This window comes from Mesorhizobium sp. (assembly GCF_004962245.1).
Lineage (GTDB): Bacteria > Pseudomonadota > Alphaproteobacteria > Rhizobiales > Rhizobiaceae > Mesorhizobium.
Genome location: NZ_SUHQ01000005.1, coordinates 128,414 through 142,129 on the forward strand (window position 1 = coordinate 128,414; position 13,716 = coordinate 142,129).

The 13,716-nt window shown below is 62.0% G+C and carries 19 protein-coding genes; 9 read left to right on the forward strand and 10 right to left on the reverse strand.

Annotated elements, in window-relative coordinates; genetic code table 11:
* The first annotated feature begins 72 nt into the window (after positions 1-72).
* Both E5X88_RS07370 and E5X88_RS07375 read left to right on the forward strand, forming a co-directional pair.
* Entirely contained in the window at positions 73-306 is a 234-nt protein-coding gene (locus tag E5X88_RS07370) for a hypothetical protein (RefSeq protein WP_292159748.1), read from the forward strand.
* Between the two features lie 293 nt (positions 307-599).
* Positions 600-1,031, forward strand: a complete 432-nt coding sequence (locus E5X88_RS07375; RefSeq protein WP_292159750.1) for a heme-binding protein — start codon at positions 600-602, stop codon at positions 1,029-1,031.
* Between the two features lie 112 nt (positions 1,032-1,143).
* On the opposite strand, the gene E5X88_RS07380 is transcribed toward E5X88_RS07375, so the two are convergent.
* The 3 genes from E5X88_RS07380 to E5X88_RS07390 all read right to left on the reverse strand — a co-directional run bounded on the left by E5X88_RS07380 (position 1,144) and on the right by E5X88_RS07390 (position 2,882).
* A complete protein-coding gene (locus E5X88_RS07380) occupies positions 1,144-1,545 on the reverse strand; it encodes a hypothetical protein (RefSeq protein ID WP_292159752.1) in 402 nt (133 codons plus the stop codon).
* Positions 1,546-1,789: 244 nt separating this feature from the next.
* Complete coding sequence (gene rpmF / locus E5X88_RS07385) at positions 1,790-1,972, reverse strand: 50S ribosomal protein L32 (RefSeq protein WP_006203806.1); 183 nt, start codon at positions 1,970-1,972, stop codon at positions 1,790-1,792.
* Between the two features lie 139 nt (positions 1,973-2,111).
* A complete protein-coding gene (locus tag E5X88_RS07390; RefSeq protein WP_292159754.1) occupies positions 2,112-2,882 on the reverse strand; it encodes a transglycosylase domain-containing protein in 771 nt (256 codons plus the stop codon).
* Positions 2,883-2,961: 79 nt separating this feature from the next.
* Here E5X88_RS07390 and E5X88_RS07395 point away from each other — a divergent pair, with 79 nt between their 5' ends.
* Complete coding sequence (locus E5X88_RS07395) at positions 2,962-3,879, forward strand: polyprenyl synthetase family protein (RefSeq protein WP_292159756.1); 918 nt, start codon at positions 2,962-2,964, stop codon at positions 3,877-3,879.
* Between the two features lie 9 nt (positions 3,880-3,888).
* On the opposite strand, the gene E5X88_RS07400 is transcribed toward E5X88_RS07395, so the two are convergent.
* The 6 genes from E5X88_RS07400 to E5X88_RS07425 form a co-directional block, all read right to left on the reverse strand.
* Complete coding sequence (locus tag E5X88_RS07400) at positions 3,889-4,779, reverse strand: LysR family transcriptional regulator (RefSeq protein ID WP_292159778.1); 891 nt, start codon at positions 4,777-4,779, stop codon at positions 3,889-3,891.
* Positions 4,780-5,070: 291 nt separating this feature from the next.
* Entirely contained in the window at positions 5,071-5,808 is a 738-nt protein-coding gene (locus E5X88_RS07405; protein WP_292159780.1) for a trans-aconitate 2-methyltransferase, read from the reverse strand.
* A gap of 7 nt (positions 5,809-5,815) precedes the next feature.
* The gene (locus E5X88_RS07410) at positions 5,816-6,028 is read right to left on the reverse strand and encodes a hypothetical protein (protein WP_292160085.1); all 213 of its coding nucleotides are present in this window, start codon (positions 6,026-6,028) and stop codon (positions 5,816-5,818) included.
* On the reverse strand, positions 6,021-6,875 hold the full coding sequence (locus E5X88_RS07415; RefSeq protein ID WP_292159782.1) for a lytic transglycosylase domain-containing protein: 855 nt from the start codon (positions 6,873-6,875) through the stop codon (positions 6,021-6,023). Before E5X88_RS07415 ends, E5X88_RS07410 begins: the two co-directional genes overlap by 8 nt.
* 4 nt (positions 6,876-6,879) lie before the next feature.
* Complete coding sequence (gene ispG / locus E5X88_RS07420; protein WP_292159783.1) at positions 6,880-8,133, reverse strand: flavodoxin-dependent (E)-4-hydroxy-3-methylbut-2-enyl-diphosphate synthase; 1,254 nt, start codon at positions 8,131-8,133, stop codon at positions 6,880-6,882.
* A gap of 419 nt (positions 8,134-8,552) precedes the next feature.
* Positions 8,553-8,732, reverse strand: coding sequence for a YdcH family protein (locus E5X88_RS07425; protein WP_095487303.1), 180 nt, complete (start codon positions 8,730-8,732; stop codon positions 8,553-8,555).
* A 239-nt stretch (positions 8,733-8,971) separates the two neighbouring features.
* On the opposite strand from E5X88_RS07425, the gene E5X88_RS07430 reads away from it, so the two are divergent.
* A complete protein-coding gene (locus E5X88_RS07430; RefSeq protein ID WP_077380473.1) occupies positions 8,972-9,175 on the forward strand; it encodes a YdcH family protein in 204 nt (67 codons plus the stop codon).
* A gap of 33 nt (positions 9,176-9,208) precedes the next feature.
* Here E5X88_RS07430 and E5X88_RS07435 read toward each other — a convergent pair whose 3' ends face one another.
* On the reverse strand, positions 9,209-10,012 hold the full coding sequence (locus tag E5X88_RS07435; RefSeq protein WP_292159791.1) for an IclR family transcriptional regulator: 804 nt from the start codon (positions 10,010-10,012) through the stop codon (positions 9,209-9,211).
* A 116-nt stretch (positions 10,013-10,128) separates the two neighbouring features.
* Between E5X88_RS07435 and E5X88_RS07440 the strand changes: the two genes are divergently transcribed.
* The 5 genes from E5X88_RS07440 to E5X88_RS07460 all read left to right on the forward strand — a co-directional run bounded on the left by E5X88_RS07440 (position 10,129) and on the right by E5X88_RS07460 (position 13,697).
* Entirely contained in the window at positions 10,129-11,010 is an 882-nt protein-coding gene (locus E5X88_RS07440) for a transporter substrate-binding domain-containing protein (RefSeq protein ID WP_292159794.1), read from the forward strand.
* Positions 11,011-11,088: 78 nt separating this feature from the next.
* Positions 11,089-11,754 carry an amino acid ABC transporter permease gene (locus E5X88_RS07445; protein ID WP_292159795.1) on the forward strand — a complete coding sequence of 222 codons (666 nt, stop codon included), beginning with the start codon at positions 11,089-11,091 and terminating at the stop codon, positions 11,752-11,754.
* Position 11,755: 1 nt separating this feature from the next.
* Positions 11,756-12,406, forward strand: a complete 651-nt coding sequence (locus E5X88_RS07450; RefSeq protein WP_292159797.1) for an amino acid ABC transporter permease — start codon at positions 11,756-11,758, stop codon at positions 12,404-12,406.
* Positions 12,407-12,410: 4 nt separating this feature from the next.
* Positions 12,411-13,199: an amino acid ABC transporter ATP-binding protein gene (locus E5X88_RS07455; RefSeq protein WP_292159800.1), complete on the forward strand. Its 789-nt coding sequence runs from the start codon at positions 12,411-12,413 to the stop codon at positions 13,197-13,199.
* A 36-nt stretch (positions 13,200-13,235) separates the two neighbouring features.
* Positions 13,236-13,697, forward strand: a complete 462-nt coding sequence (locus tag E5X88_RS07460; RefSeq protein ID WP_292159802.1) for a RidA family protein — start codon at positions 13,236-13,238, stop codon at positions 13,695-13,697.
* Positions 13,698-13,716 lie beyond the last annotated feature (19 nt).

The window sequence follows — 13,716 nt, forward strand, 5'->3', positions numbered from 1 at the left end:
TATTTTCCCCATTGCGGGCCGGCTCTGCTATCAAGGGACTGAAAATTATAATCTACGGGATGGGAAAAACCCTTGGTCGAGAACTCTAAGGATACTGCCCGCGCGCGGGCCGATTTGCGTTTCAAGAAGCAGGAAGAAGCAGCCACGGTTCGTCAGAAGGCGATGGCGGAATATGTCGCGGAGAGCGACGCCCGCCAGATAAAGACCAACAAACTGAGGGCGCTGCGCCTCGCCAAGGAAGCGGAAGACCTTGCCAATGCGCCGGCTGCTCCGGTGAAGATGCCGGCGCGCGCCAAGAAAAAATAGGCAAGAAAAAATAGGGCCGGTTCGTTGCGCATCACGCTGGAAGCCGGAATCGGCGTCCGGAAGAGACCATGCTGCTTCAAACTGTAGAGCGTCCTTTGCGCGTCCAATGAGACGCGCGGCGCTCTGATCTTCGATAACGGTCTGGAAGCGACCGGGCGGCAGCGCCATATCGGGACAGTGCCGGCCAGCGGTGCTTCCATTTCGCCATTTCACGCGAAGCAATTTCAACCGAAACCGGGATTTTGTATCTGTCGTCCCGGATCAATGAATCACGCATTCAACAGGAGACTGCCATGACCGCGCTGACACTCGACAAAGCCATTGAAATCATCGGCGCCGCTTTCGCCAAAGGCACCGAGCTCAAGCTCAGGCCGCTTGGCGTCTCGGTCCTCGATGCCGGCGCCCATCTGGTCGCTTTCCAGCGCCAGGATGGCGCCTCGTTCCTGCGTCCGCAAATGTCGGCCGGCAAAGCCTATGGCGCGCTTGCCATCGGCATGGGCTCGCGCCGCGTGGAAGCCTTCGCCAAGGAACGGCCGCATCTGATCGCCGGCGTTTCCGACGTGTCGGGCGGACGCATCCTGCCCGTCGTTGGCGGCGTGCTGATCCGCGACAAGGCCGGCGCCATCATCGGCGCCGTGGGCATTTCCGGCGATACATCGGACAATGATGAGGCAGCCGCTATCGCCGGCATCGAGGCGGCTGGTTTCACCGCCGATCCGGGCTGAGGCCGGGCCTCTGGAGCATTTGCAGCCAAGTGGAATCACTTTGCGTCGCGGAAATGCGGCTAAAACAAATAGATAGAGCGGGGTGCCCAGTTCAATTTGAACGCATCCCGCTCTAGTTCATGTTGATGTCCCGACTGGCCGCTCGCATCGAAACCGAAAAGCCGGCCAGGACGTCGACCAGCGCGATGACCATCAGCGTGAAGAAGACCGAGTGCGCCGCGCCCTTCACCAGCAGGAACTCGACCAGGAACGCCACGAAGACGAAGGTCGACAACAGGTGGTCCATGATCGAGGCGTTCGTCGTGCGGGTCGATTTCACGATTTCGACGAAGAAGAGGAGCAGCCCGATCAGCACGATCAGATCGCCGAGCGTCATCGAGAACACCCCGCCCGACATCATGCGGATCGATAACATCTGGTTTGCCCAGGGATCGTCACCGCCGCCGAATATTCCTAGAAGCCCGAGATTATAGAGGACGAAGGGCACGATCAGCAGCGGGATGGCACCGAACATCTGACGTCTCCGATTGGACTGCCTTTTGTAGTAGGCGCCCGGCGTTCGCCGTCAAGAATTTTCGTACGTGACCGCGAACACGGACAAAGACCGTGCGAAATAACCATGTCAGCCGGCCCCCGGCTGACATCTGATACCGGCGGCTGGGATGCCTGAAATTGATTGGTGGATCGCCTGCGCACAATACAAAAGGACCGGCGCAGTGGCCGGTCCTTCGGGAGTCACAAACCGTCGAAAGCGTTTCTCAGCTTTCCTTCGGCTCCAGAACCTGGCGACCGCGATACATGCCGGTCTTCAGGTCGATATGGTGCGGGCGGCGCATCTCGCCGGAATTCTTGTCCTCGACATAGGTCGGGGCCTTCAGCGCGTCGGCCGAACGGCGCATGCCGCGCTTCGACGGGGAGGTTTTTCGTTTCGGTACGGCCATGGATATGCTCCACTACATGGTCAAAATGCCCCGGCTGCCCTCGTGAAAGGGCCGCGTCAGAGGCCGGAATCTGAGAAAGTCGGGTGCCTATACACGCCCTGCGCCGTTTTGGCCAGCGCCGTCGCGATTTTTTTTTAAGCTACCGCAGACAGCCGACATAGGCGCCGGACCGGCCTGCGCGCCGCTCGATCAGCGCGGCCAGACGTCGCAGCCCCGGCCCGGGCTTCGCCGGGTTGCGCGCGATCGGGTTCGGCAAGGTGACGGCAAGCAGCGCCGCCTGGCGTCGCGACAGCCGTTTTGCCGAAACCCCGAAATGGTGCTGGGCGGCGGCCTCGATGCCATAGATGCCCGGTCCCCATTCGGCGATGTTGAGATAGATCTCCATGATGCGCCGTTTCGACATCACCGCGTCGAAATAGACAGCCAACGGCAGCTCGACGACTTTGCGGACCGAGCCCAGCGGTCGCGACCAGAGATAAAGGTTCTTCACTGTCTGCATGGTGATGGTCGAGGCGCCGCGCGTCATCTCGCCGGCCAGTGCGTCGTCGACGACGCCCCTCAACTCGCCAAGATCGATGCCGCGGTGGAAACAGAACTGCCCATCCTCCGACATGATGACCGAATGCGCCAACGCCGGCGCCACATCGTCGATCGAAACCCAGCGCCGGTCGTAGCCGGAAAACGTCGCCAGATCCTTCAGCATCAGTGTCGATATCGGGTGCACGAATGGCGGCAGATACAGGAAGGTCAGCACCGCCGGGATCAGCGCCAGCACGATGGCGACGGAGATACCGCGCCGGACCCAGCGCCGGGGCCGGCGTCTGAGACCGATGCGGTTGCCGCGTTTCGGCCTCACCATATCCAGCCCTTCGGTTTCGTGATCGACGATCGGTTCCGCCAAGCCGCCCAATCCATGCTGCTCCCTGCCCCGGCATAATGGCGCTTGGCTTCTTGCGCAACGTCTGAGTGTCGGCTACCCGTGCCCGGGCATGATGAAAGACGATCAAATGCCGTTCGAGGCAGCGCTTGTCCAGCGCGCAGGTCCGCTCGAGGCGCTGCTCAGGCGGCTCCTAGACGACCGCCCGCTTTCAGGCGAGATCGCGCGGCCGCAACGTCTGATGGCGGCGATGCGCCATGGCGTGCTGAACGGCGGCAAGCGCCTGCGCCCGTTTCTGGTCATGGAAAGTGCCGCGCTGTTTTCCGCCGACGGCGAGGCGGCGCTGCGCGTGGCGGCGGCGCTCGAATGCGTGCATTGCTATTCGCTGATCCATGACGATCTGCCAGCCATGGACGACGATGATTTGCGCCGTGGCCAGCCGACCGTGCACAAGGCCTTCGACGAGGCGACCGCCATCCTGGCCGGCGACGCCTTGCTGGCGCTTGCCTTCGATATCATTGCCGACGAAGCGACGGTGCTGCCGGGCGAGCGACGGGCGGCGCTGGTGCTGGCGCTGGCCCGCGCCGCCGGAGCCGGCGGCATGGTCGGCGGCCAGACGCTCGACCTCGAAGCCGAACGTATCAGGCCGGACGAAGCCGGCATCATCCGGCTTCAGGCGATGAAGACCGGCGCGCTGATCCGCTTCGCCTGCGAGGCGGGCGCGATCCTTGCCGGCGCGCCAGCAGCCGATCGCGAAAGACTGGCCGAGTTCGGCTCGGCGATCGGGCTTGCCTTTCAACTTGCCGACGACCTGCTCGACCTGACGGCGGACGTGCATCAGATGGGCAAGGCGACGGGCAAGGATGCAGCCGCCGGCAAGGCGACGCTGGTGGCGCTGCATGGCGCGAACTGGGCGCGGGACCAGCTTCAAGGCCTCGTCAGCCAGGCCCACGCGCTGCTCGATCCCTATGGCGAAGCTGCGGCACTTCTGAAGCAAGCGGCGAAATTCGTGGCGGCCCGCAACAGCTGACGCTGCTCTCTAAGGCGCGCTGCGCAGCCAGGGAGGGTTGGTGAACTGTTCGGCGAGGAAGTCCACGAACACACGTACACGCGGCGACAGAATTCGGCCAGGCGGATAGACAGCGCATATTGGCGGTCCGTCGTGATGATTGTATCCGGTGAGCAGCGCGGTCAGTCTGCCTATCCTGATGTCCGGTCCGACCAATATCTCCGACATGCGGATGATGCCGACACCCGCAAGAGCCAGCCGGCGCAGGGCTTCCGTGCTGTTGGCCTCTATCGGGCTGCGGATACGCATGCTCTGCGGACCGTTCGGGCCATCGAACTCCCAGATGTTGAGGCCGCCGCGTGATGTGATGCCAAGACATGTGTGATGTTGAAGGTCGCCCGGCGTCATCGGTGTCCCGTTTTTCTTGAGATACTGAGCGGACGCGCAAATCACACGGTGATTGGGCGCCAGCCGCCGCATCACCAGCCTGGAATCGTTCTGGGCGGCAACGCGCACGGCGACGTCCGTTTCCTCGGCCAATAGGTCAATAATCGCATCCGTAAACGTCAGCTCGAGCTCAATGGCCGGGTAGCGATCGATGAAAGCCGGTAACATCGGCACGATCAAACGATGGCCGAAGGCGCTCGGAAGACTGACGCGCAGCCGGCCGCGCGGATCTGCGCCGGGCTGGATCGCGATTTCAGCCTCTTTGATGTCGTTCAGGATACGGCGAGCGCTATCGGCATAGGTGCTGCCTTCTGCCGTCAAGCCGATGCGCCGTGTCGAGCGTTGCAGCAAGCGCACGCCAAGGCGGGACTCAAGACGGCCGATGATCTTGCTGACGGCCGATGGGGTCATCCGGAGCCGGCGTGCTGCCGCCGAAAAGTCGCCTTCCTCGACGACCGACAGGAACACGCCCATAGCCTCTTGCCGATCCATATCTATTCCAATTCGTCACAGATGAACGGAAATTATCACCGATTATCGGCAGGATCGATACATAATATGTTTCCTCCTCAGCATGCGAAATGCTGGCAAGGAGGAGTGCGATGCGTTCCGAACAGCCAAACCTGCAAGACGCTCACGAGTTGCATCGATGGGCACGTCGCCAGCGCAGCGCCGCAATTGGGCGGTGGTGCCTTCTGCTTGTCCGCGCGCTCAATCGGTCCCGTCAAAGGATGGGAAACCGCTCGAGGCGAAGCAACGTCCGGGCTAGCGCAACCGACCAATCGGGATGATTTCCGGCGAAGTCTCGAGATATGGCTCGCCCTGCCAACTGCCGAGCCATTCTTCGACGACCAGCCCGGTCTCGTCCAGCATCTGCGCAAGGCTTTCCTTTGCCGGGAAGGCTATTTTCGATTCGGCGCTGAGCACCCGCCCGCTGCCGGGGATTTCATAATGGGTCGAGTAGGTGACGACACCGGTGGCGGGATCGCGCCGGAAATCGTTCCATGCGCTCACAGTGCCCAATGCGGGATGACTCAGCTCCCGTTGCGACCGTTCCGGCGTCCACTCGAGCCATTCCTCCGTGGCTGGATTTCGCGTGTCGAAGATGAAGCGCCCATCCGGAGCCAGATGAGCAGCGATCGTGGCAAGCACCGCCTCTCGATCCTCTGGCGTCAGAAACACCTGGAAGGCGTGCCCGGTCAAAAGCACCAGATCGAAACGTCGTCCAAGCCGGACGTTTCGCGCATCGGCCTCGACCCAGTCGACCCTGTGCCCGCCGGCCCTGCGGCGCGCGATGTCGAGCATCGCCGGCGCCGGATCGACGCCAGTCACGCTGCGCCGGTCGGCGAGCGCGGCGGCCAGTTGCCCAGTGCCGCAGCCGAGATCGAGAACCGAGCCGGCATCCCTGGCGAAGCCGACGCAATAGTCGACGTCCACACCGGCTTCGTTCTCGATATCGTAGAACTGGACGAGGTCGGGATCGCTGTAGAGACGGTCGGTCATGGTTGGCCTATAGCTGGAACTTTGCTTTTACGCACCTGGCGCACTCCAACGGCGTGAGCGTGCTTGTGTCGATTTCGAGATCGTAGCCGATATCCTTATGCACGCGGTCATATTGCCAGCGCGCCAGCCCTGGCAAGCGGTCGGCCCGCTGCCGGCGCTGCCGACGCCGTTGAGAAGGATGATCCTGGAGGTCAAGCCGCCGACATCGAAGTCTAGCGATTCCGCACCACTACGCATGCGCCGCCGACGCTTTGCAGTTTCTGGCAGATATTGTCGGCCTTGGCTTTGGAGTCGGCGCCGATCCGGACCGCATAGATGCCACGCCGGCCGATTGGCGTGCGCACCCGGCTGACCACCGGATCATGGCCGTTAAGCAAGGCCGGAAACCGGCGCTTTACACCGCTCCATTGATTGAGCGCGGCAGCGCGGCGGAAATTGCCGGCCACCTGCACGCCCCACGGCTTGACGTTGATCGACGCCATGGCCACGGTTCTGGACATGATCGTCGGCAGCTTGCGGCAGGCGATCGCGAAGCTCGCTTTCTTGTCGAGCGGCTGGATGATGCCGGCATAGGCGGTGTCGGTGAACCTGTCGGCCGGCTCGCCCATGATGTCCAGAACGTAGTTTTCGGTCTCCATCGGCAGGAAGCCGCCGGAACTCAGCCAGCGCGACACCCGGGTCTCGCCGGCATTGTAGGCGGCGGCGGCCAGGCCAAGATTGCCGAAGCCGGTTTTCATTTCGGCGAGATATTTTGCCGAGGCCGGGATGGCCTGCTCGATATCGAAGGAATTGTCGAGACCGCGTATCTTGGCTGTGCCTGGCATGAACTGGGCTATGCCTTCGGCGCCGACCGGACTGACCGCATTGGGATCGAAGCGGCTTTCCTTCCAGATCAGCCGGGCAAAGAAATCCTTGGGCAGGCCGTTTTGGTCTGCATGGGCCTCGATCAGGTTGCAAACCCGGTCGAGCAACCTCTGTTTGGCGGGGCGCGGCGGATCGGCCTGGACGGTCGTCGCCCAGCCCAGCCCACAAAACAGAACCAGCGTCGCCCAGGGGAAGCGCCGCATTGATCTACTCCGCCGCGGCCCTGCCGTGTTGTCCAAACCGCTGCTCGATATAGTCGGCGACCATCTTCTCGAAGTCGGCGGCAATCGAAGGGCCGCGCAGCGTCGCCGCCTTCTTGCCGTCGACGAACACCGGCGCCGTCGGCATCTCGCCGGTGCCGGGCAGCGAAATGCCGATATCGGCGTGCTTGGATTCGCCCGGGCCATTGACGATGCAGCCCATCACCGCGACCTTGAGGTTCTCGACGCCGGGATATTTTTCACGCCACACCGGCATGTTCTTGCGCAGATCCGCCTGGATGTTCTGGGCGAGTTCCTGGAACACCGTCGAGGTCGTTCGGCCGCAGCCGGGGCAAGCGGCGACGATCGGCACGAATTGCCGGAACCCCATGGTCTGCAGGAGTTCTTGCGACACTTGCACCTCACGGGTTCGGTCGCCATTCGGTTCCGGTGTCAGTGAGATGCGAATCGTGTCGCCAATGCCTTGCTGAAGCAGGATGCCCATCGCCGCGGACGAGGCGACGATGCCCTTCGAACCCATGCCCGCTTCGGTGAGGCCAAGATGCAGCGCGTGGTTGGAGCGGGTGGCAAGCTCGGTATAGACCGCGATCAGGTCCTGCACGCCGCTGACCTTGGCCGACAGGATGATCTTCTCGCGGCCAAGGCCGATCTCCTCGGCCATTTCGGCCGAAAGGATCGCCGACTGCACGATCGCCTCGCGCGTCACCTCCTGCGCGGTCAGCGGAAAACCCTGGCGCTGGTTGTCGTCCATCAGCCGGGTCAGAAGCTCCTGGTCGAGCGACCCCCAGTTGACGCCGATGCGCACCGGCTTGTCGTACCGGATCGCCATCTCGACGATCGCCGCGAACTGCCGGTCCTTCTTGTCCTTGAAGCCGACATTGCCGGGATTGATGCGGTATTTGGCCAGCGCCTCGGCGCAGGCCGGATGGTCGGCGAGCAGCTTGTGGCCGATATAGTGGAAATCGCCGACCAGGGGCACGTTGATGCCGAGCCGTTCGAGCCGCTCGCGGATGGCGGGCACGGCGGCAGCGCTCTCATCGCGGTCGACAGTGATGCGCACGATCTCGGAGCCGGCGCGATGCAGAGCCGCAACCTGAGCGACCGTCTGGTCGACATCGGCGGTGTCGGTGTTCGTCATCGACTGGACGACGACCGGGGCGCCCCCGCCGACCGCCACGCCGCCGACATCGACGCCGACCGACGTGCGGCGCGGGAAAGGAGAGGAAAAATATCCGGTCATACCGGCTGCCTTTTGCTAGAGCAGAACCCCGAAGGCCGGAATCGGTCTTCGCAAGGGATCATGCGCAAAATCAAAATGCTACAGCGTCTTTTGCGCGTCCGAAAGGGCGCCGTAGAAGGTCCGGGCATGAGGTGGAGGAGCAAAGATGGCTTGTCAATGGCGACAGGCAGGCAGGCCTATCAAATCAATAACAGGAAGACAGCGGCAAACCACCTATCCTGTCCATGTCGCCGGAGCAAAATATTGAACTTTCCGGCGGCATGGTTGCCACCGGAAGATGATCGTGCGCCAAAAGCAGCGCACCTATCCAGCGCATGACCCCGAAAATCGGAATCGATTTTCGCCGGGGATCATGAGCCAAATCAGAAGTACGACAGCGTGCTTTGCGCGTCCAAAGGACGCGGCGCTGTAGAAGAACGTCAGTGCGTGGTCGGTTTCGCCTTCAGTTTTTCAATCTCGTCCTTGAGTGCCAGCTTGCGCCGCTTGAGATTCACGATTTCGAGGTCGTCGACCGATGGATGATTCATCGCATCATCGATTTCGCGTTCGATGTCGCCGTGTTTCCGCTGCAGCTCATCAAGATGGGATGCAAGAGACATGATTGGTTCTCCCTTTCATGGTTTCCTCGATTGCAGCCGTCAAGGCGCGTCCACCGCAGGTTCGCTTCTGTGACGGCATAATGACAGTGTGCCACCATCGGGCATCGATGTCGAATGCTGCGTGGTAGCATTCCACGACAATACGAAATGTGATATTGGCTGCGCGCCGGTGCAAGATACCTCCGGCCTCGCCCAATCAGGCCCATTTTTGGGCGCCGCAGACGTGCAGACGGTAGATAATGTCCGAACAGGAACAGGCTGATATCCGCCTCGAATATTCTCGGCTGAAGCAGGAGCACGCCGATTTCGACGCGGCCATCAATGCGATGATCGCCATGAACTGCGACCCTCTGCAGATCCAGCGCATGAAGAAGAAGAAGCTTTTCCTGAAAGACCGGCTGATGGCACTGGAAGACCGGATCATTCCCGACATCATCGCGTGAGCAAATCCCGCTTGCCGTCCCGGCGAAAACAGCTCATCCCATGATCGAAAGCCTTGCGGCGCGTTCGCGCAGCAGGGCGATGAGATCGCCGGTCTTCTCCTCGGAGGTGTCGATGGGAACCACCAGGCACATCGTCGCCTCGACCTTGCCCGGCACTGAAAAGACCGGCGCTGCAAGGCATTTCGTATAGGCGTCGACAAGACCTGAGGTCACACAATAGCCGGCGGCTCCGGCCACGGCGATATCTCCTATGAAGTCGTCGAGCAGCAATCTGCGGCCGTCTGGCAGGACGAGATCGTCCTCAGACACCATGTCCTCGATCACGGCCTTTTCGAATCCGGCGAGAAGCAACCGCCCGGAAGCGGTCCAGGGGAGCGGGATCTGCAGACCTGTGGCCGAGCTGATCCGGAACGGCCTGGTGCCCGGACTGGAATGGACAATTGTGTAACGGCCGCTTTGCAGCATGCACAATTCAGAGGTTTCGCCTGTCTCGCGCGACAGATTGTCGACTTCCTGACGCCCTCTCCTGAGCAGGTCGTTGCCGCGCACATAGTCCATTCCGTAGAGATAAAGCTTCTTCCCGAAATAGACGCGGTTGCCGTCGCCGGCCATTTCCAGCAGGCCCGCATCCACGAGCGAGCGCACAAGCGTGTAGGTCGTCGAGCGCGGTGCATTCACCCCTTTGGCGAGATCGCCAATCCCGATCGCCCGCTGGGTCGCGTGAAGAAACTCCAGGATCTGGAGTACCCGGTTGAGACCCTTCTCGCGAGAGCCCGAAGTCCTGTCCTCGTCCGGACCAGTGTCCAGCCGAGCCGCCAAGGCATTGCCATCTTGCATTGTCGATTCCCGATGCTAGTATCTGTCTTGTACAGGATACATGTGTCTTTTGTAAGAGACAAATCGTCATTGACACGTGTGTCGGCAAAGGGGAACACAACACGAAGGAGGTCGCAGTGAACGACACATCCAAGAGGCGTGAATTTCTGAAACTGGGAATGGCCGGGCTCGCAACGGCCGGCGTGATGAGCGCAGCAGCAACGGTCGATGTTCAGAAGGCGGCTGCGCAGGCCGCACCGGACAGCCTGCTGCGCACCGTTCTTGATCGCGGCAAGCTGATTGTCGGCACCGGCAGCACCAACGCACCCTGGCACTTCGAGAACGATGCCGGCGAACTTGTCGGCATGGACATCACCATGGGGCGCATTCTTGCCAAGGGCCTTTTCGACGATCCGACCATGGTCGATTTCGTTATGCAGGATCCGGCGCAGCGCATTCCGAACGTGACCACCAACAAGGTCGACATCTCGATCCAGTTCATGACTATGACCGCCCAGCGCTCGCAGCTGATCAACTTCTCCAGGCCCTACTATGTCGAAGGTATCGCTCTGCTGACCCTTCCGTCCGCAGAGAACAAGACATTCGACAAGCTGCTTGCCGGCGGTTCGGCAACGCGTATTTCCATCCTGCAGAACGTCGATGCCGAGCAAAATGTGCATATCGTCCTGCCGGAGTCGCAGGTGATGCAGATCGACACCCAGGCCAACGTGCTGCAGGCGCTGGAATCGAAGCGCGTCGACGCTGCAGCGGTCGATCTGTCAACGGTGCGGTGGCTCGCGTCGCGCAATCCGGACAAATATTTCGATGCCGGCAAGAGCTGGTTCTCGATGCTTTACGGTGCGGCGCTGCGGCAAGGCGATCTCGACTGGCTGACCTTCGTCAACACGACCTTCGCGACTGCAATGTTCGGTCATGAAACGGCGCTCTACGACGCGGCGTTCAAGGACTATTTCGGACTGGAGCCGCCGGCCCGGCATCCCGGTTTTCCGGTCATCTGATGCAGCTGGCGGAAGGATGCGCATCCGGCGCCCTTCTGCCACCTTATCCTCGACGGCCTTCGGCATTGAGGCAGACGCATGGGCTATACTCTCAACTTCAACCTGATCTGGCGAAATTTCGACAAGCTCTGGGGCGGACTGCTGCTCAGCCTCGAACTCGCCGTGATCTCCATAGCAATCGGCATCGCCATCGGTCTGCTTCTGGCGGTCTGGTACGTTTCGGCCGGGCGCGTGGTACGCGCAGGTATCGCGGCCTATGTCGAGTTCATCCGCAACGTGCCCCTGATCCTGCTTGTCTATCTGGTCTTCTACGGCCTGCCGACCGTGGTCGACATTGCCTACTCCGCGCAGATCTCATTCATCGCCACGCTGTCGCTCTACAGCGGCGCCTATCTGGTCGAGGTGTTTCGCTCGGGGCTTGAAGCGGTTCCGCGCGGCCAGATCGACGCCGGCAAGGCGATCGGCCTGACGCCCTGGCAAAGGCTCGTCCATGTGCGGCTGCCGACAATGCTGCGGATCACGCTGCCGGCGCTTTCCAACACATTCATATCGCTGTTCAAGGACACGTCGATCGCCTCGGTCATCTCGGTGCCCGAACTCACCTACGGCGCCCAATGGATCAACTTCAACACGTTCCGGATCGTGGAGGTCTACCTTGTGGTGACGGCGATGTACCTCTTCACCGGCTACGCCCTTCTCTATGCACTTCGGCTTGTCGAGCGTCGATTTAGGGCGGCGCACTAGGATGCTTGGCCAGATCGCCTATGCCTTGCCCTTCCTGGCCCAGGGTTTTGCCGTGACCCTGTGGGTGTCGCTGCTGGTCGTGGTGTTGTCGCTCGTCGCCGGTGTGATGATGGGCGTCGGCCTTGTCTACGGCCCGGCTCCGCTGCGCTGGGCAGTCCGCATTTTCAGCGACACCATACGCGGCATCCCGATCCTGGTGCTCATCTTCTTCGTCTATTACGGGCTGCCGGCCGTCGGCATCCATCTGGAATCCTTCTGGGCAGCCGTGCTGGCGCTCACCCTGTTCAAGACAGCGCAGGTCATCGAATATTTGCGTGGCGCGGTCGGTTCCATACCGAAGGGGCAGTCCGAAGCGGCGATGGCGATTGGGCTGACCTTTCGTCAGCGACTGGCCTACGTCGTCTTCCCACAAGCGTTCAGGCGCTTCCTGCCGCCATGGATCAATGGCGTCACCGATGCGGTAAAGGGCAGCGCGCTGGTCTCGCTGCTCGGCATCACCGACCTGATGCATGCCATAAACCAGGTCATCGGCCGCACTTACGAGGCGATGCCGCTCTACATCCTCGGCGCGGTCATCTACTTCGCCGTCAATTACGCCCTCTCCCTGGCCAGCCGACGGCTGGAGCAGCGCTTCTCCTTCATCCGGGAATAGCAAGATGTCCACGCACGCCAATCCGGCACTTCTCGATGTCTCCGAGGTTTCCAAATCCTTTGGATCCGTCGAGGTTCTGCGTTCCGTCAGCCTGCAGGTGACACGCGGCGAGGTGGTGACGGTCATCGGACCCTCCGGCAGCGGCAAGACCACGCTGCTGCGCTGCGTCAACTTCCTGGAGAGCTACGACAGTGGCTCCATCCGCATCGACGGCAAGGAGGTCGGCTTCCGCGAGACGGGAACACGCCAGCGCCGCAGCGAGCGCGACCTGGCGGCGATGCGGGCCGAGACCGGAATGGTGTTCCAGAGTTTCAACCTGTTTCCACATCTGACAGCGGCCGGCAACATCATGCTTGGCCTGCGCAAGGTGCGCGGCAAGAGCAGCGCCGAGGCCCGCCAGATTGCCGAGCATTGGCTCGGCCGGGTCGGCCTCGCCCACAAGGCGGACAGCCTGCCGGCCGAGCTTTCCGGCGGCCAGCAGCAGCGTGTCGGCATCGCCCGCGCCGTGGCGATGGAGCCGAAGATCCTGCTCCTCGACGAGATAACCTCCGCGCTCGATCCCGAACTGGTCGGCGAGGTGCTTGAGGTCGTGCGCAGCCTGGCCGAGGACGGCATGACAATGCTGATGGTCACGCATGAGATGGCCTTTGCACGCGACGCCTCGAGCCGCATCGTCTTCATGGCGGATGGCGGCATCAGCGCCGCGGGGCCGCCTGCCGAGATTCTGGGCACGGAGATCGACAACGAGCGTCTTCGCAGCTTCCTGGCGCGGTTTCGCGCCTCGCATTTCTGACATCAGACGGCGAAAGCTGTCGCAAGGAGCTTTTTCATGACGCCTTACATCCGGCTCGCCGAATTGGGCCTGACGCTGCCCGAGCCGCCGACGCCCATCGCCAATTTCGTCACCCACGCCGAGAGCGGACGGCTGATCTTCCTCTCCGGCCAGGGGCCGTTGCGCGCCGATGGCACGCTTTGCACCGGCAAGGTGGGCGAGGACATTACGGTGGAGGAAGCCTATGGGCATGCCCGTCTCACCGGTTTGAACCTGCTCGCCGTCATGCATGCCGCGGCAGGCGACCTCGGCCGCATCGTGCGCGTCGTCAAGCTGCTTGGCTTCGTCAACGCGATCCCGACGTTCAGCGACCACCCGAAAGTGGTCAACGGCTGCTCCGATCTTTTCGCCGCTGTCTTCGATAGGATCGGCGGCCACGCCCGTTCGGCGATCGGTGTCGGTTCCCTGCCGGGGAACATCACAGTCGAAATCGAGGCGGTCGTCGAGATCGCCGCCTGACGTCTTACCAATGGGATCC

Excerpts from the sequence above, each read along its gene's own strand:
- E5X88_RS07375 (WP_292159750.1), top strand. The coding sequence starts at position 600 with ATGACCGCGCTGACACTCGACAAAGCCATTGAAATCATCGGCGCCGCT.
- E5X88_RS07380 (WP_292159752.1), bottom strand. The coding sequence starts at position 1,545 with ATGTTCGGTGCCATCCCGCTGCTGATCGTGCCCTTCGTCCTCTATAAT.
- rpmF (WP_006203806.1), bottom strand. The coding sequence starts at position 1,972 with ATGGCCGTACCGAAACGAAAAACCTCCCCGTCGAAGCGCGGCATGCGC.
- E5X88_RS07395 (WP_292159756.1), top strand. The coding sequence starts at position 2,962 with ATGATGAAAGACGATCAAATGCCGTTCGAGGCAGCGCTTGTCCAGCGC.
- E5X88_RS07400 (WP_292159778.1), bottom strand. The coding sequence starts at position 4,779 with ATGGGCGTGTTCCTGTCGGTCGTCGAGGAAGGCGACTTTTCGGCGGCA.
- E5X88_RS07405 (WP_292159780.1), bottom strand. The coding sequence starts at position 5,808 with ATGACCGACCGTCTCTACAGCGATCCCGACCTCGTCCAGTTCTACGAT.
- E5X88_RS07415 (WP_292159782.1), bottom strand. The coding sequence starts at position 6,875 with ATGCGGCGCTTCCCCTGGGCGACGCTGGTTCTGTTTTGTGGGCTGGGC.
- ispG (WP_292159783.1), bottom strand. The coding sequence starts at position 8,133 with ATGACCGGATATTTTTCCTCTCCTTTCCCGCGCCGCACGTCGGTCGGC.
- E5X88_RS07425 (WP_095487303.1), bottom strand. The coding sequence starts at position 8,732 with ATGTCTCTTGCATCCCATCTTGATGAGCTGCAGCGGAAACACGGCGAC.
- E5X88_RS07430 (WP_077380473.1), top strand. The coding sequence starts at position 8,972 with ATGTCCGAACAGGAACAGGCTGATATCCGCCTCGAATATTCTCGGCTG.
- E5X88_RS07435 (WP_292159791.1), bottom strand. The coding sequence starts at position 10,012 with ATGCAAGATGGCAATGCCTTGGCGGCTCGGCTGGACACTGGTCCGGAC.
- E5X88_RS07445 (WP_292159795.1), top strand. The coding sequence starts at position 11,089 with ATGGGCTATACTCTCAACTTCAACCTGATCTGGCGAAATTTCGACAAG.
- E5X88_RS07450 (WP_292159797.1), top strand. The coding sequence starts at position 11,756 with ATGCTTGGCCAGATCGCCTATGCCTTGCCCTTCCTGGCCCAGGGTTTT.
- E5X88_RS07455 (WP_292159800.1), top strand. The coding sequence starts at position 12,411 with ATGTCCACGCACGCCAATCCGGCACTTCTCGATGTCTCCGAGGTTTCC.
- E5X88_RS07460 (WP_292159802.1), top strand. The coding sequence starts at position 13,236 with ATGACGCCTTACATCCGGCTCGCCGAATTGGGCCTGACGCTGCCCGAG.